The sequence below is a fragment of the Pseudarthrobacter sp. PS3-L1 genome, from assembly GCF_030063285.1.
Taxonomy (GTDB): domain Bacteria; phylum Actinomycetota; class Actinomycetes; order Actinomycetales; family Micrococcaceae; genus Arthrobacter.
Map to the genome: position 1 here is coordinate 573740 of NZ_JASISU010000002.1, position 23339 is coordinate 597078.

21 protein-coding genes are annotated in these 23339 nt (G+C 62.6%); 14 read left to right on the top strand and 7 right to left on the bottom strand.

What is annotated here, in order from left to right; genetic code table 11:
* Positions 1 to 54 precede the first annotated feature (54 nt).
* The gene (locus QMG79_RS07085; RefSeq protein ID WP_283538037.1) at positions 55 to 1281 is read left to right on the top strand and encodes a benzoate/H(+) symporter BenE family transporter; all 1227 of its coding nucleotides are present in this window, start codon (positions 55 to 57) and stop codon (positions 1279 to 1281) included.
* Here the strand turns inward: QMG79_RS07085 and zapE are convergent.
* Entirely contained in the window at positions 1278 to 2321 is a 1044-nt protein-coding gene (gene zapE / locus QMG79_RS07090; protein ID WP_283537856.1) for a cell division protein ZapE, read from the bottom strand. The two genes, QMG79_RS07085 and zapE, sit on opposite strands and share 4 nt — an antisense overlap.
* A gap of 201 nt (positions 2322 to 2522) precedes the next feature.
* On the opposite strand from zapE, the gene QMG79_RS07095 reads away from it, so the two are divergent.
* From QMG79_RS07095 to ybaK, 3 genes are all read left to right on the top strand, one after another.
* Positions 2523 to 3434, top strand: coding sequence for a sulfurtransferase (locus tag QMG79_RS07095; protein WP_283537857.1), 912 nt, complete (start codon positions 2523 to 2525; stop codon positions 3432 to 3434).
* A gap of 72 nt (positions 3435 to 3506) precedes the next feature.
* Positions 3507 to 3977: a SufE family protein gene (locus QMG79_RS07100; RefSeq protein ID WP_283537858.1), complete on the top strand. Its 471-nt coding sequence runs from the start codon at positions 3507 to 3509 to the stop codon at positions 3975 to 3977.
* Between the two features lie 39 nt (positions 3978 to 4016).
* Entirely contained in the window at positions 4017 to 4514 is a 498-nt protein-coding gene (gene ybaK / locus QMG79_RS07105; protein WP_283538038.1) for a Cys-tRNA(Pro) deacylase, read from the top strand.
* A gap of 47 nt (positions 4515 to 4561) precedes the next feature.
* Here ybaK and QMG79_RS07110 read toward each other — a convergent pair whose 3' ends face one another.
* Positions 4562 to 5830, bottom strand: a complete 1269-nt coding sequence (locus QMG79_RS07110) for an alpha/beta hydrolase family protein (RefSeq protein ID WP_283537859.1) — start codon at positions 5828 to 5830, stop codon at positions 4562 to 4564.
* Positions 5831 to 5905: 75 nt separating this feature from the next.
* Between QMG79_RS07110 and QMG79_RS07115 the strand changes: the two genes are divergently transcribed.
* The 9 genes from QMG79_RS07115 to QMG79_RS07155 all read left to right on the top strand — a co-directional run bounded on the left by QMG79_RS07115 (position 5906) and on the right by QMG79_RS07155 (position 16236).
* Entirely contained in the window at positions 5906 to 6397 is a 492-nt protein-coding gene (locus QMG79_RS07115; protein WP_283537860.1) for a hypothetical protein, read from the top strand.
* A 14-nt stretch (positions 6398 to 6411) separates the two neighbouring features.
* On the top strand, positions 6412 to 6921 hold the full coding sequence (gene msrB / locus QMG79_RS07120) for a peptide-methionine (R)-S-oxide reductase MsrB (RefSeq protein ID WP_283537861.1): 510 nt from the start codon (positions 6412 to 6414) through the stop codon (positions 6919 to 6921).
* 322 nt (positions 6922 to 7243) lie between these two features.
* The gene (locus QMG79_RS07125) at positions 7244 to 8638 is read left to right on the top strand and encodes a DUF6421 family protein (RefSeq protein WP_283537862.1); all 1395 of its coding nucleotides are present in this window, start codon (positions 7244 to 7246) and stop codon (positions 8636 to 8638) included.
* On the top strand, positions 8635 to 9363 hold the full coding sequence (locus QMG79_RS07130) for an SDR family NAD(P)-dependent oxidoreductase (protein WP_283537863.1): 729 nt from the start codon (positions 8635 to 8637) through the stop codon (positions 9361 to 9363). Before QMG79_RS07125 ends, QMG79_RS07130 begins: the two co-directional genes overlap by 4 nt.
* A 55-nt stretch (positions 9364 to 9418) precedes the next feature.
* Entirely contained in the window at positions 9419 to 10501 is a 1083-nt protein-coding gene (locus QMG79_RS07135; RefSeq protein WP_283538039.1) for a threonine aldolase family protein, read from the top strand.
* Positions 10502 to 10651: 150 nt separating this feature from the next.
* Positions 10652 to 11293 carry a DUF3000 domain-containing protein gene (locus tag QMG79_RS07140; RefSeq protein ID WP_283537864.1) on the top strand — a complete coding sequence of 214 codons (642 nt, stop codon included), beginning with the start codon at positions 10652 to 10654 and terminating at the stop codon, positions 11291 to 11293.
* Between the two features lie 54 nt (positions 11294 to 11347).
* Complete coding sequence (locus tag QMG79_RS07145; protein WP_283537865.1) at positions 11348 to 12679, top strand: HRDC domain-containing protein; 1332 nt, start codon at positions 11348 to 11350, stop codon at positions 12677 to 12679.
* Positions 12680 to 12823: 144 nt separating this feature from the next.
* On the top strand, positions 12824 to 14101 hold the full coding sequence (locus tag QMG79_RS07150) for a thiolase family protein (protein ID WP_283537866.1): 1278 nt from the start codon (positions 12824 to 12826) through the stop codon (positions 14099 to 14101).
* Positions 14098 to 16236, top strand: coding sequence for a 3-hydroxyacyl-CoA dehydrogenase NAD-binding domain-containing protein (locus QMG79_RS07155; protein WP_283537867.1), 2139 nt, complete (start codon positions 14098 to 14100; stop codon positions 16234 to 16236). Before QMG79_RS07150 ends, QMG79_RS07155 begins: the two co-directional genes overlap by 4 nt.
* 76 nt (positions 16237 to 16312) lie before the next feature.
* Here QMG79_RS07155 and QMG79_RS07160 read toward each other — a convergent pair whose 3' ends face one another.
* From QMG79_RS07160 to QMG79_RS07170, 3 genes are read right to left on the bottom strand one after another with little or no spacing between them, the layout of a single operon-like run.
* Positions 16313 to 17908, bottom strand: a complete 1596-nt coding sequence (locus tag QMG79_RS07160) for an ABC transporter ATP-binding protein (protein ID WP_283537868.1) — start codon at positions 17906 to 17908, stop codon at positions 16313 to 16315.
* Entirely contained in the window at positions 17905 to 18654 is a 750-nt protein-coding gene (locus QMG79_RS07165) for an energy-coupling factor transporter transmembrane component T (protein ID WP_283537869.1), read from the bottom strand. The genes QMG79_RS07160 and QMG79_RS07165 overlap by 4 nt, the downstream gene beginning before the upstream one ends.
* Positions 18655 to 18685: 31 nt before the next feature.
* Positions 18686 to 19507, bottom strand: a complete 822-nt coding sequence (locus QMG79_RS07170; RefSeq protein ID WP_283537870.1) for an ECF transporter S component — start codon at positions 19505 to 19507, stop codon at positions 18686 to 18688.
* A 282-nt stretch (positions 19508 to 19789) separates the two neighbouring features.
* On the opposite strand from QMG79_RS07170, the gene QMG79_RS07175 reads away from it, so the two are divergent.
* Positions 19790 to 21232, top strand: coding sequence for a mycothione reductase (locus tag QMG79_RS07175; RefSeq protein ID WP_283537871.1), 1443 nt, complete (start codon positions 19790 to 19792; stop codon positions 21230 to 21232).
* Positions 21233 to 21277: 45 nt separating this feature from the next.
* Here QMG79_RS07175 and QMG79_RS07180 read toward each other — a convergent pair whose 3' ends face one another.
* Together QMG79_RS07180 and QMG79_RS07185 are read right to left on the bottom strand one after the other, a co-directional pair.
* Positions 21278 to 22303 (bottom strand): nucleoside hydrolase, encoded by a 1026-nt coding sequence (locus tag QMG79_RS07180; protein WP_283537872.1) that lies wholly within the window; start codon positions 22301 to 22303, stop codon positions 21278 to 21280.
* Positions 22304 to 22309: 6 nt separating this feature from the next.
* Positions 22310 to 23287, bottom strand: a complete 978-nt coding sequence (locus QMG79_RS07185; protein WP_283537873.1) for an aldo/keto reductase — start codon at positions 23285 to 23287, stop codon at positions 22310 to 22312.
* Positions 23288 to 23339 lie beyond the last annotated feature (52 nt).

Below are 23339 nucleotides of genomic sequence, written 5' to 3' on the forward strand. Positions count from 1 at the left end.
CTTGGCGTTTAACAAATAAACATGAACCCCACGCTGCGGGTAGGGTTCATGTTTATGCGCCAACCACGGGGTACCCAGTCCTCCCCCGCCACAGCCGAGAACCTCGCACAGCCGGTCATAGCCGGAATCGTGACGGCACTGGTCGGCTTTACCTCATCGTTTGCCGTGGTTCTTGCTGGACTTCAGAGCGTCGGCGCAAGTCCAGCCCAGGCAGCGTCAGGACTGCTGGCCCTGACGCTGGTGTTCGGTGTAGGTGTCCTCTGGCTCTCGTGGCGCTCCAGAGCCCCTGTCACGCTGGCATGGTCCACCCCTGGGGCGGCCCTTTTAGCTGGGTCCGCAGCACTCACAGCAGGGTGGCCAGCCGCCGTCGGAGCCTTTATAGCCGTCGGATTCCTGATCGTCCTGACAGGACTCATCCCGGCCCTTGGCAGGTTGCTGACCAGAATCCCGGATTCCCTGGCCCAGGCAATGCTTGCGGGCGTCCTGCTTCCGCTGTGCCTGGCCCCCATCCAAGCGCTCGGAACAGTTCCCCTGCTGGTGGCACCGGTCATTGCCTGCTGGCTGGTCATGATGCGATTTGCGCCGCGCTGGTCAGTCCCCGCCGCCCTGCTCGTTGCCCTCGCTGTGATCGGGATCAGCCTAGCGCTGGCTGGGACGCCCGTCCGAACAGGGACCCTCCTCCCAGCACTGGTGTGGACCACCCCAGCATTCAGCCCGCAGGCCCTGGTCGGAATCGCGATTCCCCTTTTCATCGTCACCATGGCCTCGCAGAATATCCCGGGGGTGGCGGTGATGACGTCCTTTGGCTATCCGACGCCGTGGCGTCCGGCCATGCTGGTCACAGGCGTTGGCACAGCGCTTGCCGCGCCTTTTGGGGGCCATGCCATCAACCTTGCCGCCCTTAGCGCAGCCCTCTCCGCTGGCCCCGAGGCAGGGCACGACCGTTCCCGGCGCTGGATTGCCGCTTTCACCTCTGGCCTGGCATACCTGGTGCTGGCAGCGTTTTCTGCAGCACTGGTGACGCTTGTCTCCGCCGCACCCCAGGGCATGCTGGAGACTGTTGCCGGCCTGGCGCTCCTGGGAACACTCGCTGCCGCTATTTCGGCTGCGCTGGAAAGGGTTGAAGACCGCATCCCGGCTGCCATCACCTTCCTGGTGGCAGCGTCCGGACTCGCCTTCGCAGGCATCGCGGCGGCGTTCTGGGCCCTGCTGGCTGGACTCCTCGTCCGATCGGTTCTTCGTAGGAGGAAGGAGCCGGTGGACCCGGCAGCCACGGTCTAGGCCGCGGCTACTTTGCCTTCCTGGCCCTCGCGTGCAAGCGCGGTAAGGCGTGAGACAGCCCGGAAGTACTTCTTCATGTAGCCCCCGGTCATCATCTCCTCAGTGAAGAGGTTGTCGAACGCCACGCCACTGGCCAGGATGGGTACGTCCTTGTCATACAGCCTGTCAGCGAGGACAACGAAGCGAAGTGCCACGGACTGCTCGGTGATGGTGTGGACATCGCGCCAGACCACACCGTCAACACCGTCAAGAAGCTGCCTGTAGCGGCTGGGATGCACGCCGGCAAGGTGGTCGATCAGGGTTGCAAAATCGTCCTGGGCTACTGTTTTTCCTTCAAAGTCGGACGCGATGCGACCGGAGAGCTCGCTGTTTCTCAACGGCGCAGGAGCGTCGGGCAGCCCACGGTGCCGGAAGTCCTCCCCGTCAATACGCAGAACGTCGAACTGGTCCGCCAGGACCTGGATCTCCCGCTGGAAATCGACGGCAGCAAACCGGCCATCACCCAGGGACCCCGGCAGGGTGTTTGACGTGGCAGCCAGCTTCACCCCGGCGTCGGCCAGTTCCCGCATCAGCCGGGACATCAGCACAGTGTCTCCCGGATCATCCAGTTCAAACTCATCGATGCACACCAGCCTGTAGCTGCTCAGTGCTTCCACAGTCTTGCGAAACGACAGCGCACCGACAAGGTTTGTGTATTCCACAAAGGTGCCAAAAGCCTTGGGCCCAGGAGCTGCGTGCCACAGGGAGGCGAGGAGGTGGGTCTTGCCCACACCAAACCCGCCGTCAAGGTAGATCCCTGCACGTGAGGTCTCCTTTTTGCTGAACATCTTCTTGAAGAAGCCGCCGGAATCGCCGGTTCCTACACCAGCGGCAAAACCCTCGAGCGCCTGCACCGCAGCGCCCTGGCTGGGCTGGGCCGGATCCGGACGGTAGCTGGCAAAGGACACCTCACCAAACCTGGGCGAGGGATAAAATCCGTTGAGGAGCTCGTCCACCGAGACTTTCGGCGTCCGCGCGGTGAGCTGTTCAATCTGTGCCAAGGGGATCCATTCTGGAAGTGCGGGTATCTCCCACAGAATACCGGCAAGCTGGCATGGGCCCTGCCGCGTCGAAGCCGGCGCACGGACGTGAGCAAGAGCATATTTCCCAACGTTAACGTTCTTACGCAGCAGGCTGCAGCCATGACTAGGGTGGAAGGTGGGTACACCCACCGAGTATTTTCCAGTGAAAGGCCATGCACCATGCCCTACGCAGTTGAAGAGAACGAGAAATTTTCCGCCTACGCCCACCCCGAGCGCCTCGTCTCCACAGAATGGCTTGCCGCAGCCATCGAGGCTGGCGACGTTGCAGGCGGCGACCTGGTTGTTGTGGAGTCCGACGAGGATGTCCTCCTCTATGAGATGGGCCATATCCCCGGCGCTGTCAAGATCGACTGGCATACAGACCTCAATGATGAAGTCACCCGCGACTACATTGACGGCCCAGCGTTTGCAGAATTGGCTGCCGCCAAGGGAATCTCCCGCGACAGTACAGTGGTGATCTACGGCGACAAATCCAATTGGTGGGCTTCCTACGCGCTCTGGGTCTTCACCCTCTTCGGTCACGAGGATGTCAGGTTGCTCGACGGCGGGCGCGACAAGTGGATCGCAGAAGGCCGCGAACTGAGCCACGAAACGTCAACACCAGCACCGGCCACCTACCCGGTGGTGGAGCGCAACGACGCTCCCATCCGAGCTTTCAAGGATGACGTGCTGGCCCATCTGGGCAACCCACTCATCGATGTCCGTTCTCCGGAGGAATACACCGGGCAGCGCACCCACATGCCCGCCTACCCTGAAGAGGGCGCCCTGCGTGGCGGCCACATTCCCACGGCTGCTTCCATTCCCTGGGGGCGTGCGGCGGCAGAAAACGGCACCTACCGCAGCCGGGCAGAACTTGAGGCCCTCTATCTGGACGAGGCAGGGCTCAAAGCCGGTGACGACGTTGTGGCCTACTGCCGCATCGGGGAACGCTCGAGCCACACCTGGTTTGCCTTGAAGTACCTGCTGGGCTTCGAGTCGGTGCGCAACTATGACGGATCCTGGACTGAATGGGGCAATGCAGTCCGCGTGCCCATTGCCAAGGGCACCGAACGTGGCTCCCTGCCCGCCTAGGTGGACGCGCGGCGTCCCCTGCGCGGGATGCCGGCGAGGGGGTAGGGGCACGCATTGCGTAGGATTGGTCCAATGACAACCTCTCCCCTGCCTCCCGCCCTGGCTGAAATAGTTGACGACTTCCAGGCGCTGACGGAACCTGACCGCCTCCAGCTCCTCCTCGAGTTCTCACGTGGCCTTCCGGAGCTTCCGAGCAGGCTGACCAACCACCCTGAGCTTCTGGAACAGGTAGTGGAGTGCCAGTCGCCGCTTTTCCTGACCATCGAGAAAGAACAGACTGACGACGCCGACATCTTCAGGCTGTTCTTCAAGGCACCTCCGGAAGCACCCACCACGCGTGGTTTTGCAGCAGTCCTGCACGAAGGCCTGGACGGGCTCAGCGGCGACGACATCCTCGCTGTCCCGGATGACATGCCGGAGCTTTTGGGCCTCACCCGGGCCATCACGCCCCTGCGGATGCGTGGCATGACAGCCATGCTGGGACGGATCAAGCGCAAAATCGCCGCCGACATGGCGCACACGCGCGCCGCAGCGGATTCCTGACCCTACGCGGCAATGTACCTGGATGGGTAGGGTCCGATGATGAAGCACAAGGTTGCCGCAGCGGGAACCCCGGCCCTGGTGGCCCTCACGGCCGCAGGCGTCGACTTCACAGCGCATCCATACACACATGAGCCAGGTGTGACCCAGTACGGGCTGGAAGCTGCGGCGGCCCTGGAAGTCAGCCCCGCAAAGGTCTTCAAAACCCTGATGGTGGAAGTTGATGGCTCCCTTAGTGCCGCCGTCGTCCCCGTCACCGGCACCCTTGACCTGAAAGCGTTTGCCGCGTCGCTAGGGAAAAAGAGGGCCGCCATGGCGGCCCCGGCGCTGGCCGAAAAACGGACGGGCTACGTCCTCGGCGGAATATCTCCACTAGGACAACGCCACCCTGTCCCCACCGTCATCGACGACTCGGCGCTGACCCACAGCACCATCCTGGTATCAGGGGGAAAACGCGGACTGGACGTTGAGCTTTCTCCTACGGACCTGATTCGACTCACTGGCGCGATAATAGGTCCCATCGGGCTACCCGGAGGATAGCTTCCTTGGGATGCCGGGGTGACTCCGCCTGGAGCCCAGACCAGGCCTCAGAGTGGCGGCGCCGCCGGGGCTGGATCCCCGGGATTGGCGCGGGGTGCCAGCTGCTGCTGAAGCCAGGAGCGCACCAGCGATTCCCACCGGCCCGGATCTACATTCCATTCCTTGGTGTGACGTGCTTCCTGGAAGGTCTCGAAGCGCACCATGTCAGGATTTCGTTCCGCGAGAGCCGCGGAGGGTCCGTACGGCACGTACTCATCATCGACGCTGTGCAGAATAAGGGTCGGCGTCCGTAGCTCCACTGCCCGGCTCACCCAGTCCATCGCCTTGAGGTCAACGGGCGCTGACAGGCCGGTAAGCCGACGACCAAGCGGGTGGGCAAGCATCAGTTGTCCGTAGCGCCCCACGAGGTTGGGGATCCGGTTGAGGACGGCATGGTGCGCCAGCACGTTGATCCAGTCGATGACGGGCGCATCGAGCACCATGGCGCGGATCAGCTGCCTGTAGCGGGAAAGATCAGCTGCCTGCAGGCAGATGGCCCCACCCATCGACCATCCAAAGAGCATGACCTCCGCAGCCCCGTGGGCCAGGGCATAGGCGATTGCAGCATCAACGTCTTCCCATTCGGTACTCCCCAGGCCGTAGCGTCCATCATCGGCAGAGGGCGCCTCGCCGTCGTTTCGATAGGAAATGAGCAGGCTGGTCAGCCCGGCGGCCTGGGCTACCGGCACTGCCCGGAGCGTTTCCTGCCGCGACGCACCACGGCCATGGACCATGATGGCCCAAACCGGGCCCGGCTCTGCTGGCCTGATCAGCCAGGCGGGTGCCTGTCCGTTTTGGACATCGATCAGTACATCCTCCGCATCAAGACCCATGGCTGCCGGATCGGGGAAAATCGCCCCACCCCACCAGCCGCGCGTAGCGGTCTCCAGTGTCCCCTGGTAGACCTCCTCCACGTCCCGAAGGACAGTCCGTTCAGCGGGTGAGTAGGAAATGATCCGGCCTATGCGGGCGTGCCCCTGGCCACCATCGAAGTACAGGCTGTAGACACCGTCCACGGTCGTGTCATCAGTGGCGGCCAGGATGACGCTGAGGCCACCGTGCTCGTCACGCGGGACAGCGAGGATCTCTTGATCGGCCACGCGCTGGCGGGAGGGCGTGATGACGCGCCGTGCGAAGTAGACGGCCAGGGCAGAGGAGCCACCGGCCAACACCCCAGCCAGCGAACTGCCACCAATAATGCCGCCAATGGTCCATTTGGTCCGCAGGGACATACCGGATTCGACCCGCAAGGCTGGGGACTTGGTTGAAGATGCCATGTCCCTATTCTCACCGGTCGGACCGCTTCCGCCACATCGGTCAACGATCACTGCGCCGCGTACTAGGCTGAACCCATGAGTGATCCAATTGTCATCCTGACCGAAGAACCCCTTGGCCCCGAAGATCGCGCCAACATTGCGCAGTTGGCGGATGGCCGCGAGACACAGCTGGTGGTGCTGGTGCCAGGAAACACCGAGCGCCACCTCCTGGTGGACTTCCTCGAAAATCTTTCACTCTTGGAATTTGCCAAGGCATTCCGCGATCTTACGTCCACCACGGCGGACGCCACCGAACAGCGTGCAGAAGCCCAAGAGACTCTCGATACTTCCCTGCAAACGCTCGCGGGGATCAGCACGGACCTGAGCGGTGAGGTCCTGGCCGGGACCGCCGTGGACGGCCTTGTCGCCAAGGTCAACGAGATCGGGGCAACGCAAGCCGTCGTCATTACCCGTCCGCACGCCGTCTCGGACACCTTCCACACTGACTGGGCCAACAAGGCGCAGGACCAGCTGGGAGTCCCCGTCCTGCATCTCTACGCAGGATCGGGATTTATCGGCGACTCCTGAGCGTTGACCCTGATATGAGTATTTTCGGAAAAAAATCCACTGATTCCGCATCCTCGCCCGTAGCCGAGTTTGTCCCTTCACCTCACCAGCCTGCGGCACCCACCGTCGTAAAGAGTGATGAGGAGTGGCGCCAGGAGCTTTCTGCGCAGGAATTCCAGGTCCTGCGCCAGTCAGGAACTGAACGGCCCTATACGGGTGAGTACTGGGATACCCATACAAAGGGTGTTTACCAGTGCCGTGCCTGCGGTGCAGACCTGTTCACCAGCAATGAGAAGTTTGATTCACACTGTGGGTGGCCATCGTTCTGGGCCCCCCTCGCGGAGGAGAAGGTGCGCTACATCCATGACCGCACCATGGGCATGGCACGCATCGAGGTCCGCTGCGCCACCTGTGATTCCCATCTGGGACACGTTTTCGAGGGTGAGGGCTACGGCACCCCGACTGACCAGCGCTTCTGCATCAATTCGGTCTCCATGAAGCTGGTCACCAGCACTACAGACCCAGCGGATGCCACGGACGGCTGAACACCTTCTGCTGGAGCAGCTGGACCCTGTAGAGAGAAACGATGCACGTGGCGACAGGCGGGTACCCCACCTGTCGCCACTGGCATCTCAGGTCCCGTCGGATCCCCCGCGTCAGGTCCTCGGGAGCCAGCGCGGGCCACTCCTGGATGAGCGCGGTGTACGTGTCGATGATGAGCGTGGCGAGGCCAACGCCTCGAAGGGCTCGAACCGCTGAAGAGCCGATCCAGCACCAGAGTTGCTTACCCTTCTGGCAAATTTGAGTTAGAAACCCTGTCTTGTTGCTACGCTCATTGAACACCGCAACAAGGGAGGCGCAGCAGCCATGACCATCACCACCACAGCCCGCTCAGAGTCCATCACCGGGAGCATCACAGCGACCAACGCGGACTGGCTCAGCCTCCGACGTGCCGCAGAGTCGCTTCAGCTGCTCCAGGTTAAAGACGGCTCGATCCCTGATGCGGAACAGCATGGCACCGCCGCAGAACACGTGGATCAGCTGGTCGCTGGCATCGAAGCACTTGCGCCAGCATTCCCGCACGACGCCGACTACCTCACTGCAGTGGTTCAGGACTTCCGCCGCTGGAGCTTGGCGGGCTTCCCCGTCCCGGACTTCCTCGATTCCCTGCTTGAATTCAGCCCCCAGCGCGACAGGCTCAATGGCCGACAGCATTTGGTGGTCTTTCCCATGTATACCCAGAACGGCAGTACCAACAGGTTTGTTGAAGCAGTGTTGATCGAGGTCATCTGGCCAGATTTCATTGCCGAACTGGAAGCTGGCGAGTACTCAAACAAGCTATTCGTCCCCATCCGCTTCATCGACTTCACGCCCGGTTATGACACGAACTCAGCGGTTCTCTTTCCCGAATCCGTTGGCGTACGGACCACGCCGACATTCACGTGGGGCGGGATTTTCGCAGACCGCGAGGCTGCGCGTTTCCGGCGTGTGCTGCGCGCCGCCGCGGAGATCACCTCCCTTGAGCTTCCTGCCGGTGCACTGGACCTCCTTGAGAGCCAGGAACTCACCGAAAAAACCTTTGTCATGTGGGACCTGATCCACGACCGCACCCACATGCGTGGCGACCTGCCCTTTGATCCCTTCATGATCAAGCAGCGCATGCCGTTTTTCCTCTACTCCCTCGAGGAGCTTCGCTGCGACCTCACAGCGTTTCGCGAATCCGTGCGGATTGAGAAGGACGAGGACGCCGACCCGGCGGCCAGGGAACACGCGAAGCTAGTGCAGTACGCCGTCATTTTCGACCGGATTTTCCGCTTTGCCATCACCGGTTCCCGGGTGCGCAACTACGACGGACTGGGTGGCCAGCTCCTCTTTGCGTGGATGCACCAGCACCATGTCCTGCATTGGACTGACACCAAGCTGACCATCGACTGGGACGAAGCGGCCGACGTCGTTATCGCCCTGGGTGCAGCAATTGAGGAGCTCTACTGGCGCTCAATAGACCGTCCCAAGACCGCCCACTGGTTGGCCGCCTACCAGCTGGTCTCATCGACAGTGACCCCCAACCCAGCATCAGTCTGGGCGCGGGGTCCGCAGGCCCTACCCCTGGATGGCCCGCCCCGTGGACTGACCGACCAGGTTCTTGATGATGAGTTCCCGCTGTCAATGTTTTACGAGGCATTGGAGAAGAAAATGCGCGGAGTTATCGAATCCACAGCCGGCATAACAGGCGCCACTCCCGCGCCGGCTGCGGGCGCATGACCGGGCAGCAGACCTCCGCAGTACCAGCCGCTGCTGACATCCGTACGGTCCTCGTGACCGGCGGCAGCGGCCCCTCGGGCGTCGCGGTCTCCACCGCACTTGTGGCTGCTGGATTCCGTGTTGTGAGCATTGGATCCGACAGGGCACGCAGCGAGCAGGCCGCCGCCATCAGTGGCGCCACCGCCATGGTCTGCGATCTTGAGGACGCGGCGGACGTTGAGCACCTGCGTGAGCGGGTGATGGCGGCCAGCCCCGGACTGGCCGGAATCATCCATCTCGTCGGCGGCTGGCGTGGTGGCGCTGACTTCACATCCCAGAGTGACTCAGACTGGGACTTCATGGTGGCTCGTGCCGTGACCACGCTACGCAACGTCACACGCACTTTCCACCACGACCTCGCAACACAGGAGGGCTCCCGCTTCGTTATGGTGTCCTCAACGGCCGTAGGGAAACCGACGGCGAAAAATGCCAACTACGCGGCAGCAAAAGCGGCCGCAGAATCGTGGACACTGTCGCTGGCCGACAGTTTTGCAGCGAACAACAACGACAGTGCAGCCGTTGTCCTGGTGGTCAAATCCCTGGTGGACGACGCGCAGCGCACGGCTCAGCCAGAACGCAGGTTCCCCGGAGCCACGGATGTACACGACCTGGCATCGGCCGTCGTCAGGCTCTTTGATACTCCAGGGCATGAGATCAACGGGCACCGCATCACGCTGGCACCTTGACCATCATGCGACGGCGCTGCCCTGGCAACCCTAGACTGAGAACGTGAGCGAGAACATGACAGCAACCCAGACCAACCCGGCACGGATCCACGACACCTCCGTCCGGGGATTCGCATCCGATAACTACTCTGGAGTCCATCCCGAGGTACTTGAGGCCCTGGCCGCAGCCAACACCGGACACCAGGTGGCTTACGGCGGAGATGACTACACCGCACGCCTCCAGGAAGTCCTTGAGGATCATTTTGGACCTGGCATTGAAATGTTCCCGGTGTTCAACGGCACCGGAGCCAACGTCCTCGCCCTGCAGTCGATCCTGCCCCGCTGGGGTGCGGTTGTATGCGCCACCACAGCACACATCAACGTTGATGAAAATGGTGCGCCTGAGCGAATTGGCGGAATTAAGCTCCTGCAGGTCGCAACTCCGGACGGAAAGCTGACACCGGAACTTATCGATCAGGAGGCATGGGGCTGGGGCGACGAGCATAGGGCACAGCCGTTGGCTGTCTCCATCACGCAGACCACTGAACTAGGCACCTGCTACACCCCTGCAGAAGTTAGGGCCATCGCGGACCACGCCCATGCCCGCGGAATGAAGCTGCACATGGACGGAGCTCGATTGGCCAACGCAGCAGCTTCCCTGGGAGTGCCCCTGCGGGATTTCACCACCGATGCCGGGGTGGACATCCTGTCCTTCGGTGGCACCAAGAATGGCCTGCTTTTTGGCGAGATTGTCGTGGCCCTCAATCCTGCTGCGGCCGACGGGCTGCTATACCTGCGCAAGATGAACATGCAGCTGGCCTCGAAAATGCGCTTCCTCTCTGCCCAGTTCATTGCCCTGATGCAGGACGGTCTCTGGCTCCGGTCCGCACAGCACGCAAACACCATGGCTGCCCGCCTCCGCTCCGGAGTGGATGGCCTTGCAGGAGTCGTGCCCACGCAGGCGACGCAGTCCAACGGCGTCTTCGCCGTCCTTCCTGCTGGCGTAGCAGACAAACTCCGCGAATCCTTCCGTTTTTATGACTGGAACGAGGCCACCGGTGAAGTTCGATGGGTCTGCTCCTTCGACACCACCGAAGAAGACGTGGACTCCTTCGTCACAGCTCTGCGACGCGAATTGGCTGCCACTTCGTCGCAGTAAGCCCCTGCTGGCCAGTACCCGAGGGCACACTCCGGGCCGCTGGCCAGCGGGAAAACGGTGCACCGGCAGCTGTCACTGCGCCGTGTCCCAAAGGCACAACGGGCGGCGTGCCTGCGAAGGATACTTCGCTTTCCTGAGTATTCTTCGAGAGTGAACGATCTTACCCATGTGCCTGCAGACTTCCTGCACGCACTGGGAACCTTGCGCAAGGCCAGGAACCGCAGCGAAGTCCGACTTGCCGAAATCCCTGCGCCATCCCGACTCGCGCCCTTTGCAGTCGCTTTGGGGGCCGAAGTCATGGCCGGACAAGCGGGTGCGGCAGCTCCCGTTCACGGTCCGGCCGCATCGGCATTGAGCTCCACTGTCGGACAGGCTGAGGATGAGGAAGTGGCCACAGGTCGTTTTATCCTGCTCCATGATCCGGCGGGCTCCCCCGTCTGGGATGGTGAATTCCGGATCGTCACCTACATCAGGGCCCAATTGGAACCAGAGATGGGCAATGACGAGATGCTCGGCACCGTTGCCTGGACGTGGCTGGTCGAGGCACTGGAGAATCATCAGGCCCCCTACCGGTCCGCCGGCGGAACAGCTACGCGCGTGCTGTCGGAAAGCTTCGGAACGCTGTCCGGCCGTCCTGGGACCATTGACCTGGAACTGCGTGCATCCTGGACTCCTGCGGGGCCCAATGTGCAATCCCACCTGGAAGCCTGGTCAGACATGGTCTGCACGTTTGCCGGACTGCCGCCCCTTCCCGAAGGTGTTACGGCACTGCCGGGACGACGCAGGAACTGAACCGATGAAGTTGAATCTGGGGGCGTTCGCGTGTTTCGGTAAACTGTATTCACCATGACCCCTAACATTCCGGACGTAACCGCAGCTGGCGCTCCTGCTGCCGAGTCCCCTCCCCACATCAACGTCGATGGATTCGAGAAATCCATCCCGGAAATCGTCGCCCTCTCAGAGCCACGCGAAGGTGTCCCCCTGGTCATCGAAACCGCCGCCGGGCTTCAACGCTGTGCCGCTGCACTCGCGGCCGGTACCGGTCCGGCAGGAGTCGATGCCGAACGGGCATCGGGATTCCGTTACGGCCAAAGGGCTTTCCTGGTCCAGATCAGGCGCGAGGGCGCCGGGTCCTGGCTTATTGATCCCGAGCCTTTTGAGGATCTGTCCATCATCAATGAAGCGCTTTCCGGGGTGGAATGGATTCTGCACGCCGCCAGCCAGGATCTCCCGTGCCTGTCCGAACTGGGCATGTGGCCGGACCGCCTTTTCGACACGGAACTGGCGGCACGACTTGCTGGCCTTCCCCGTGTGGGGCTGGCCGCGGTTATCGAACAACTCCTTGGTTTCGGACTCGCCAAAGAACACTCCGCTGCGGACTGGTCCACTAGGCCGCTACCCGAACCCTGGCTCCGCTACGCGGCCCTTGACGTCGAAGTCCTCGCGGAACTGCGCGAGGAGCTGGTGGAGCTCCTGGAAGCCGACGGGAAGCTGGAGTACGCGGAACAAGAATTCGCAGCGATCCTGACCGCAGGCGTGGCACCACCCCGGATCGATCCCTGGCGTAAAACCTCTGGTCTGCACCAGATCCGCGATCGTCGTCAGCTGGCAGCGGTTCGCGAACTGTGGATCGAGCGCGATGCACTGGCCCGCAAGCGGGACGTGGCCCCTGGCCGGCTTATCCCCGATTCGGCCCTGGTTGCAGCAGCAAAAGCCATGCCCTCGACGGTCCCCCAGCTCCTCGGGACAAAAGGCTTTCATGGCCGAGCTGCCCAGCGGGAAGCTCCGCGCTGGCTGCGTAGTATCGCCGCAGCACGTGACCTTCCAGAGCTGCCACCTCTGCACTTGGCCACCAACGCACCCCCACCTCCGCGCGCCTGGGCTGACCGTGACCTTGCGGCAGCCGAGCGGCTCGCCACAGTCCGGCCCGTGCTGCAGGCCAAATCGGAGGAAGTCAACATCCCGCTGGAGAACCTCCTCACCCCGGACTTCCTGCGCCGCGTTGCCTGGCGCCCGCCGTCTGACATCAGCATGGAGACTGTGGCGGAAAGCCTGCGGGACTTGGGCGCGCGTGAATGGCAGCTGGGACTGGTGGTCCCCCTGATCACCCATGCCTTCCTCAATCCCCAGCCGCTGCCGGAAAAACCCACCGGCGAAAACACCCAGGCCGCCTCCTAGGGGCTCGGCCCCGCGGGGAACCCGGTTGCGTGCTGGACAGGCGCTCCTGGGCACTCTTGCGCCGCAAGTTACTCACCAGTAACATTAGGGTCACTGCTGTTCGCGCAGGCTTGAGCTACAGACCGTCTCGATGAGGAGCACTTTGTGAGTCCAGAACGTACCCCCGGAACCCCCCGAGCCGTCCGCGACGTCGTCTTTGTTGATGGCGTCCGGACACCCTTTGGGCGTGCGGGCGAAAAGGGTATTTACGCCGGTACCCGCGCCGATGACCTCATGGTCAAGTGCATCCGAGATCTCATGCGGCGCAACCCAACACTTCCTGCGGAACGAATCGACGAGGTAGCTGTCGCTGCCACCACGCAGACAGGGGATCAAGGCCTGACCCTCGGCCGGACAGCGGCCCTCCTCGCCGGACTGCCTAGGACAGTGCCGGGCTTTGCGATCGACAGAATGTGCGCTGGTGCCATGACGGCTGTAACGACCACAGCCAGTGGAATCGGGTTTGGTGCCTACGACGTTGTCATTGCTGGTGGTGTCGAGCACATGGGAAACCACCCCATGGGGTCCGGGGTCGATCCCAATCCACGTTTCATGTCGGAGCGGCTGGTGGATCCAGCAGCCCTGAACATGGGAAACACGGCCGAAAATCTCCATGACAGATTCCCGGCAATCACCAAAGACCGGACAGATGCCTACGCTGTCGCATCACAGCAGAAATTTGGCGCAGCCCTCGACGCAGGGCATATACAGCCAGATTTGGTTCCCGTGGCCACCATGAAACCTGGACAGGGATGGACAGTCCACACCACGGACGAGCCGCCGCGCCCCGCAACCACACGCGCTGACCTCGCGGGGCTCAGGACTCCCTTCCGAGCCCATGGGCGGGTAACTGCCGGAAACGCCGCCGGGCTTAATGACGGTGCCACAGCCGCAATCCTCGCTTCCTCGGAGACAGCACAGGAGCTCGGCCTTCCCGTGAAGATGCGTCTTGTCAGCTTTGCCTATGCCGGAGTAGAGCCGGAAGTCATGGGGATCGGCCCCGTGCCAGCCACGGAAAAAGCACTCCGCAACGCTGGCCTGGACATCAACGACATTGGCCTGTTCGAGATCAACGAAGCCTTCGCCGTCCAGGTTCTCAGCTTCCTGGACCACTTCGGGATCGCCGACGACGACCCTCGCGTCAACCGCTATGGCGGGGCGATCGCCGTCGGCCATCCCTTGGCGTCCTCTGGTGTCCGGCTGATGACCCAGCTGGCGCACCAGTTCGCTGCGGATCACAGTGTTCGGTACGGCATCACCACCATGTGTATCGGGCTGGGCATGGGTGCCACAGTGATCTGGGAAAACCCCAACCACGCTGAGTACAGCGGCCAGGCCACGAGTTCCCTGGGCGCAGCAGCAGAAAAAGGAGCACAGGCATGAGCGCCAAGGATTTCACCAGGCTCGCTGAACTTTTCCCGGACGAAACCATAACGCACTCTTATGTGCAGGACATAGTCCTGCCGGGTGTCGATGGAGCCAGCCCCGGTACTTTCGCGCTCATCACACTGGACAATGGCCTGGACCACACCAAGCCCACCACCCTGGGCCCCAACACGTTGATCGAACTGGGTGCCGTCCTAGAAGCACTGCGCGACCGGGCCGTCAAGGGTGAGATTGTTGGTGTTGGCGTCACTGGCAAACCCTATTTCCTGGTGGCTGGCGCAGACCTCTCTGCGGTGAAGACCCTTGATAACCCAGAGCACGGGCTGTGGATGGCCCAACTGGGCCACGATGTCTACAACACCCTCGCCACCATGGGTGTCCCCAGCTTTGCATTCATCAACGGCGTCGCACTGGGCGGCGGGCTGGAAATCGCACTGCAGTCCACCTACCGCACTGTGTCCACCGGCGCCGGAGCCCTGGCATTGCCCGAGGCTTTTATCGGCCTTGTCCCCGGCTGGGGTGGGGTCTACCTCCTGCCGCGCCTGATAGGGCCGGAAAACGCCACCAAGGTGATGATCACGAATCCGCTGAGCAACAACCGCACGCTGGGCGGGCCTGAAGCGTTTGCCATGGGAATGGCAGATGCTCTTTTTGAACCAGCAGATTTTGTGGAGCAGTCAGTGGCCTGGGCAGCCCAGGTCATCGCTGGAAACATCGTGCCGGAGCGGACCCAGAGTGTTGATCCGATGGATAAGGTCGTGACGGAACGCTGGGACGCGGCCATTGCGGCGGCGAGGACCTTCGTGGAGTCCAAGACTTCCAACGCCGCGCCGGCACCAGGAAGAGTCCTGGACATCATGGCAGCGAACCGGACCATGACGGCAGCAGAATCCGCTGAGCTCGAATGCACGACGCTGGCGGAACTCATGCAGACCGACGAATTCCGCTCTACGGTCTATGCTTTCCTGGACCTGGTGCAGCGTCGTTCCAAGCGCCCAGCCGGTGCACCGGACCGCAAGCTTGCCCGCCCCGTCACCAAGGTGGGTGTCGTGGGCGCCGGACTCATGGCCGGGCAGTTAGCGTTGCTTTTCGCCAAACAGCTCAAGGTCCCCGTGATCATGACGGATATCGACCAGGAACGGGTGGACCGCGGCATAGCGCATGTGCACGCCGAGGTAGACAAGCTGCTGGCGAAGAAGCGCGTCAGCCAGGACGCTGCCAACCGAACGAAGGCACTGATTACGGGGTCCGTATCGAAAGAGGCGTTTGCTGACGCTGACTTTGTGATCGAGGCTGTCTTTGAAGAACTTGGTCTCAAAAAGCAGGTGTTCGCCGAGATCGAAGCGATAGTCCGGCCGGACTGCATCCTCGCCACAAACACGTCGTCGCTCTCTGTCACAGCCATGGCGGAGGACCTGGAGCACCCAGAGCGGCTGGTGGGATTCCATTTCTTCAACCCAGTGGCTGTCATGCCATTGCTGGAGATCGTCCGTGCCCCAAAAACTGATGACGCGGTCCTGGCAACCGCCTTCGAGCTGGCCAAGGGCCTGAAGAAGAAAGCAGTGCTGGTCAAGGATGCCGCAGCATTCGTGGTGAACAGGATCCTGCTCCGACTCATGGGAGAGGTCATTGCTGCGTTCGACGAGGGAACACCCGCAGACGTTGCCGACCGGGCGCTGCGACCCATGGGACTTCCCATGACCCCTTTCACCCTTGGTGCAATGGTGGGCCTTCCCGTGGCACAGCATGTCCAGGAATCCTTGCACGAGGCTTTCGGCGACCGCTTCCAGGTTTCCGCCAACCTCCAGACGATGATCGACCACAAAATCCCAGCGCTCTGGGCGCCTGCTGAAGACGGCGGCCACGTCATTCCGGCGTCCACAAGTGAGTTGCTGACCTTCGGCTCCAATCCCTCAACGGCAGCGGAAGTTCTTCGCAGGACCGAAGACGCCCTGGCCCAAGAGGTGGGTTTCATGCTTGATGAAGGCGTTGTTGCGGGGCCAGAGGACATCGACCTCTGCATGATCCGCGGTGCTGGCTGGCCGATGTTCCTTGGCGGCATTACGCCGTACCTGGACCGCGTGGGCGCTTCCGAGCGGATGACTGGGCGACTCTTCCACCCGGCTGGGTAGGCTGGCCTGGACGTACCCGTTCCACCATTGATGCAGCAGGGCACCGTCCCATCGCGTGGGACGGTGCCCTGCTGCATCACGGCTCCGCAGGCACCAGTATGCCGTCGGACAAAACCAGGGTTTTGTGCGCTGCCTCAGCGGCAAAGTCAACGTCGTGGGTGACCAGCACGACGGCGGCGCCCGCCGCTGCGGCTACGTGGATTGCCCGCACCAGGAACCGCCGCCCATGACCGTCAAGGGCTACTGTCGGTTCGTCCAGCAGCAAAATGGCGGGACGACGAGCCAGGACGGTGGCGAGGGCAAGGAGACGCTGCTGGGAAGCTGGCAGCTCGGCAGGGTGGCGCGAGGAGGCTCCGGAGAGTCCCACCACGTCCAGGGCATGGGTTGCGGCGGCAGCGATCGTGCCTGCCGAGCCAGACAGGCCGAAAGCCACCTCACGTTGCGCCGTACGTTCGAAGAGCTGGTCCCTGGGCTGTTGAAAAAGTAGTCCCACCGCCGCGGCAACCGTCCCTGTCGCCTGCCCGGCAATGTCCTTCCCCTCGATCAAGACAGAACCGCTGTCCGGCTGCAGCAGACCATTGAAGTGCCGCAGAAGCGTGGATTTCCCGGCACCGTTAGGGCCCGTTATTGCGATGACCTCACCCGCCTGAAGCGACAGGTTGACCCCGCGCAGGACCGTGTTCGGGGGAACGGCGCGCTGGGCGTTGCGCCGACGCAAGGGCCTGCGTTGCCGGGCCACCGGGCCAAACGCGAACTGGACGTCAGTCAGTTGTGCGGCAGGGAATTTTGAGCCGCCGAGATCCGGGGGTAACGCACGATGGGCTGACCCATCTGGCATCAGCTGGGCATCGACGGGTAGATCGGTTGCTGGGGTGCTCCCCACCCCGCCGCAGCCTGCCGAGACCACCAGGCCCGCAGCAGCGAGTGCCGTAAAGTCAGGCAGTTCAGCCATGATTCCACCAGCACTCAGGCTACCTTCCTGCAGGAGGAACCAGTGACCAGCGGCACGCACCAGGGCATCCACGCACTGGCTGAGGACAAGGACTGCCGTCCCCCGGCCAGCGAGATCGCGCATGAGGGTTACCAGCCCTGCCGCTGCTTCCGCGTCAAGGGATGCAGCCGGCTCGTCGAGAATCAGGACCTCCGGATTCATGATGACAACGCACCCGATGGCAAGCTTTCGCAGCTCTCCACCGGAGAGCGTGGTGGGGCTGTGCTCCAGGAGGTGCGTCAACCCAAGACGTCCGGCAACATGCTGCACGCTCTCCCGCATGGCAGCAGGGCTCACCCCACGGTTCTCTAGTCCGAAGGCAAGCTCCTCCCCCACTGTCGCCCGGACCATGGAGAGCACAGTTGTGCTGTCCTGCGGCACATACCCCACATGGCGGGCCCACTCCGCGGCATTGATGGCTGGATCATCGTCGGTTCCCTCGAAATGGAGTATCTGGCCAGCGACCTCAAGGACACCGGAGAGAAGGCCTGAGTTCCCTGGCCTCGACCACCCGCCCAGCAGTCTGCCGAGAGTGGTTTTTCCGCTGCCGGAGGCTCCAAGAAGGGCCGTGATGGTACCTCGTCGCAGGGCGAGTTCCAGCCCCGTCAGCACGGGACCTGCTTCGTCGTGGAAGGTGAAGTGCTCCACACAGGCGCGGAGAACCGAGCTTTCTTCGGTCACCAGTTCCCACCCGGCAGACTACTGGAGAGCCGGAGGCCCACAACAACGGCGGCGCATAAGAGAACGAGCCAGCGCAGGATCCGCTGCGGCAACGGATCCTGGACCTGTCGGTAACTAGTCGGCCTGGCGGCCGAAACAAATCCCCGGGCCTCAAGGGCCTGGGCCCGGCCGGAAGCTTCTTCCACCAGTGACAACACCAACGGCAAAGCCTGCAGCCGGAACGCTGCAATACGGGAGGGAAGATGCCGTCGGATGACCAGGCCGCGCGCTTCCTGGGCCTGGCGGATACGTAGCTGTTGCTGACCGATGGCAGGTACCAGAGCCAGCGTTGCGGCCAGCACAAATGCCACCCGGCCGGAAACGCCCCTGGCGGAGAGTGCTGCCACCAGGTCGGGAACACTGACCGTGCACGAAAATACCAGCAGGGGCACCACTGCGGCGCCAATCCGGGAGGCGCGTTCAGCGGCAAAAGTGAGCCCCTCTATGGTCACTCGGGCCGGTCCCCACTGTGCAATGACTGTGGTTCCCTCCGGGAAGAACAGCCCGTGCACCATGAACAGCGCCAGGCAGAGAGGCACCAGGATCATAGCCGAGGCAGCAAGAACCTGGGCTCCACGCCCGGACATGAACGACAGCGCTGCTGCCGTCGCCATGACCGCAAGGGACAACGGCACGCTTGCTGCCGCCGTCGTCACGACGGCGGCACTGCCAGCGATGGCCAGGGACGTGAGCGGGTGGAGTTTCATGGGTACCTAGGCGGAACCGCGGAGAAGGTCGTCAGTTGGTGGCGTCGTCGCGGCCCGTCCCGGCAAGGACGTTATGGCGTCGGACAAAGGGGAACTGCAGCCGGGCCCGCCGCGGAAGTGCATAGACCAGGAGAGCCACAAGGGTAAAGACGATCGCCTTGTCCATGGGGTCCGAAAGGAGCGCCTGCTTGGTAATGGCGGCGAAGAGCGTATCGCCCATGGCGCGAAATGCGCTCACAATGGCGCCCGTAGCGACCCCGGAGGTACCGCCAAAGACAAACGCCGCCACGGGTGCTGACACCACGCCACCAATGATCCCGGTGAGGAAGCCTGCGATCGGCGCGAAATAGAAGCGGCGGAAGAGACCGTAGCGTGCGGCCAGTCCGGCGAGGGCACCAATGAGTGCAGCTCCTGCTGCGAACGGCAGGACTGTCGGGTTGAAGAAGGACCAGATGATGCTGCTCAGTGCGCCTGTTGCAGCTCCGGCAGCGGGTCCCGCCAGCACAGCAATCAGCACGGTGCCTATGGCATCAAGGTAAAACGGCACCAGGGTACTTCCGACAAATTGTCCGAGCACAATATTGAGCACCAGGGCCACCGGGATGAGGACCAGCGTGCTCGCCGGCAGGGTAGGCAGAACGGCCATGATAAGGAGAATGGCGCCCACGAGGAAACCAGACAGCGCGATCAACGCCGCTGCACTGCCGGGACCGCCCGCGATGTCAGAAGGTTGGTTGAGGACCAGATAGGCATAGGTTCCCGCAATGGCGAGGGCACCAAGAATTTCGAGCAGGCGCCGCTTGCGCGCAGCCGCGGGGGCCGGCGCGGGCAGCGTCAGGGAGGTCGATGACATTGAAGTTCCTTCAGGGTTTGGGGCGCTGGTCCGAATACTTCCAGATCCTGCTTTTCCAGACGCGATGCACCCACCACCTCCGCAGTATGCGGCGGCAAAGGTCGGAACATCATGGACGCCGCCTATGTCACCTGAGCGGCAACCGGAGGTACTCATTGCCCTTCCGGTCCAGCACTGAGTCTACCGGGAAAGCCATCGGGGCTCGCCGCGCTGCCGCATGGAGTGATGATCCCCTAGGCTGGTTCTGGGCGGCTGGCCGTCCACTGACCCGAAAGGCCCAGAATGCCGCATTACGATCTCGCCATCATTGGTTCCGGTTCCGGAAACTCACTCATCACTCCCTTCTGGGATGACAAGCGGGTTGCCCTCATCGACGGTGGCACCTTCGGGGGCACGTGCCTGAACGTGGGCTGCATCCCCACCAAGATGTTCGTCTATCCAGCCGGCCTGGCCGCCGCACCTACAGAGGCCGGGCGGCTTGGCGTTGACCTGACACTGGACGGCGTCCGCTGGAATGAAATCCGGGACCGGGTCTTTGGCCGGATCGATGCCATCTCTGCGGGTGGACGCAGATACCGGGACGAAGAGCTGGATAATGTTGATCTGTATGCGGAGTACGTGAAGTTCACCGGCCCAAGGGCACTGCGCACGGCTTCCGGAGTTGAGATCACCGCAGACCGCATCGTGATCGCCGCCGGCTCCCGAGCCCGCATACCCGACGTTCCCGGCGTCGATCTTCCGCAGGTGCACACCTCCGACACCGTCATGCGCATTGATGGACCACCCAAAAAAGCCGTGGTCGTGGGTGGCGGCTACATTGCAGCGGAATTTGCCTCGATTTTCCACGGCGTGGGCGCCGACGTCGTCCAGGTGAACCGCTCGCAGTCACTCCTGCGCGGCAACGACCAGGAGATCTCCCGCCGGTTCGCCATAGCCGCCGCCGGGCGATGGGACCTTAAACTTGGCTGGCGCCTCCTGGAGATTCAGGCGGGTGATAGTCAGCGGCCGGCCGACGGTGCCGAGGTAACAGTGGTGTTTGGCAACGACGCAGGAGAGACGCTGAAGCTCCAGGCTGACGTCGTCCTGCTGGCTACCGGCCGCATTCCCAACTCGGACACGCTTGACCTTGATGTGGCAGGATTCGACCTTAGTGCTGACGGAACGCTCGACGTCGATCCGTTCCAGCAGGTCCTTTCCAACGGGGTCGCCGTGGACGGAATCTACGCCCTTGGCGACATTGCCAATCGCCACCAGCTCAAGCATGTGGCCAATCGCGAAGCCCGCGTGGTCTCCCACAACCTCGAACATCCGCAGAGCCAGCGCCCCCTGGACACGAGGGCCGTGCCGTTTGCAGTCTTCAGCACTCCGCAGATTGCAGCCGTTGGATTGACGGAGGATCAAGCCAGGGAGCAGGCCGGCGAGGGCGTCGAAATTGTCACGGCCATCCAGGACTATGGAAGCACCGCCTATGGCTGGGCCATGGAGGACAGGGAAGGGATCGTCAAGCTGGTTGCGGAAAAAGCCACTGGCAAACTGCTCGGTGCCCACATTATGGGACACGAGGCCTCCCTCCTGATTCAACCCCTGATTCAGGCAATAACCACCTCAGTGCCGGTGTACACCATGGCACGCGGACAGTACTGGATCCATCCGGCACTGACCGAGGTGGTGGAAAATGCCCTCCTGTCGCTCGGTGTTGACGAACCGGCGGATGCGCCGCTCTGAGCCAGCGATGCTGGCGTCCGCCGTTGTGGACCCTTGCTAGCCTCCCTACCCCAGGGTGACGGCGAGAGCCCCGACGGCAGATATCAGTTCCTGAAACGCTGCGTCCGGATGGTTCACTGAGACTATCCGGGCGTTGGGCGGCTGGGCCCAGAGCCCACGGAAGTCGGCCACGGTTGTGCCCATCAGGAGCGCGGATTCAGTCTCCACGTCAACTGTCGCAAGCCTGGTTTCCACCGACAGCGTCCCTGCAGCCACACCGGCCGCAAAATAGTCGTGGACGTGCGCCAGGTATCCCTGGTCATAGTGCCGATGGAATTCGAAGTAAAATCTCAGAGCATCCGAGAGCTGTCGAATCAGGGCATTGTCGGCAGTGCTCCGCTGCCCTTCCGGCTGATCTCCGTCCACGTGTTCAGGCAATGCCAGGCCAGCAGCCTCAGCCAGGAGGCGGACGTGCTCCGGGTGCATTTCAATCCGTTCCGTGGTGTCCAACGAACAGACGACGGGCAGCTTGTCCACGGCCCGGCCCCGGTACGCTGCAAAGACCTCCTTGGCCGCATGGGGATCCACATGGGTATTCCACTCCGCCGTGGGAGTGGTGTTCCCCTGGTGGTAGAAGCTTCCGCCCATGATGACAACTCCTGCGAGGAGCTCGGGCAGCGCAGGCTCCCTACGCAGGGCCAGGGCAAAGTTGGTCAACGGAGCAGTGATCAACGCCGTCAGCTCACCAGGCCTAGCCCGGGCATGGGCAACCCACAGGTCTACGGCGTCATGTTCCGATAAACTGCCCTGCGGATCTGGGAGCTCTGCGTAGCCCAATCCCTGTGGTCCATGGGTCTCTGGTGTGGTCACAAGCGGTATGTGCAATGGAGCGCGAGCACCAATGGCGACTTCGATGCCCGGCCGGCCGCACAGTTCCAGAATCGCTAGCGTGTTCCTAGCGACCTGGTCCGCATCCACGTTGCCGGGAGTGGCCGTGACGGACACAAACTCTGTCTCCGGCAGCGCGGAGAGGTAAACGAGGGCAAGGGCATCATCAATGCCGGTGTCCACATCCAGCAGGAAGGATGTCATGGCTGCCTAGAAGAGGGCTACTTTGGGGACCTTCGGAAAAATGGCATCCAGCTCCTCACGCTCCGCGTCAGAGGGCAGCCAGGATGCTGCTGCCGCATTCTCGACAACCTGTTCGGGCCGGGTGGCACCAGCAATGACGCTGCCCACCGAGGACTGCGCGGCAAGCCAAGAGAAAGCCACCTGGATCTCACTCAGATTCCGGTTTTTCGCAAACTCGCTGAACTGGCCCAACTGCTGCCAGTCGGCGTCGTCCACGAGGTTACTGCGGGTGTGGCTGAGGCGCGAGCCTGCAGGCGCCTTGCCCTTCGTGTACTTTCCGGTGAGAAGGCCGTTGGCCAAAGGGAAATACGGAAGTACTCCGAGTCCAAATTCCTCTGCGGCGGGTGTGACTTCGAGCTCGGCGCGGCGGTCCAGGAGATTGTAGTGGTTCTGGGTGGAAATAAACCTAGTACTGCCAAGTTCCCTGGCCACATATTCGGCCTGGGCGATCTGCCAGCCTGACCTGTTGGAGTGGCCAAGGTAGCGGACCTTCCCGCTGGACACGAGGTCATCGAGTGCACTCAGGGTCTCGTCGATGGGCGTCAGCGGGTCAGGAGTATGGAACTGGTAGAGATCTATCCAGTCGGTCCCCAGGCGGCGCAGGGATGCTTCCACGGCCTGCACAATGTAGCGCCGGGAGCCCCGAGCACCAAAGTCCGGTCCACTGGCACCCTTCATGTCCATGCCAAATTTGGTGGCCACAATCGCCTCGTCGCGACGGCCATGAAGCGCCTTGCCAAGCATCTGCTCACTGAGGCCCGGTGAAGAACCATAGGCGTCAGCTACATCAAAAAGGGTGATCCCGGCGTCAAGGGCCGCGTGGACCACAGCATCGGTTCCCTGCTGGGATTCTGTGGCCGTCCCGGCCCGGCCGAGGTTGTTGCACCCCAGGCCAACAACGGAGACGGACAGTCCGGACTTTCCAAGGCGGCGGTAAGCAGTCATGTTTTCCACCCTACAACGCATCATCAACCTCCACCGTAGCCGGGCCCCGCAT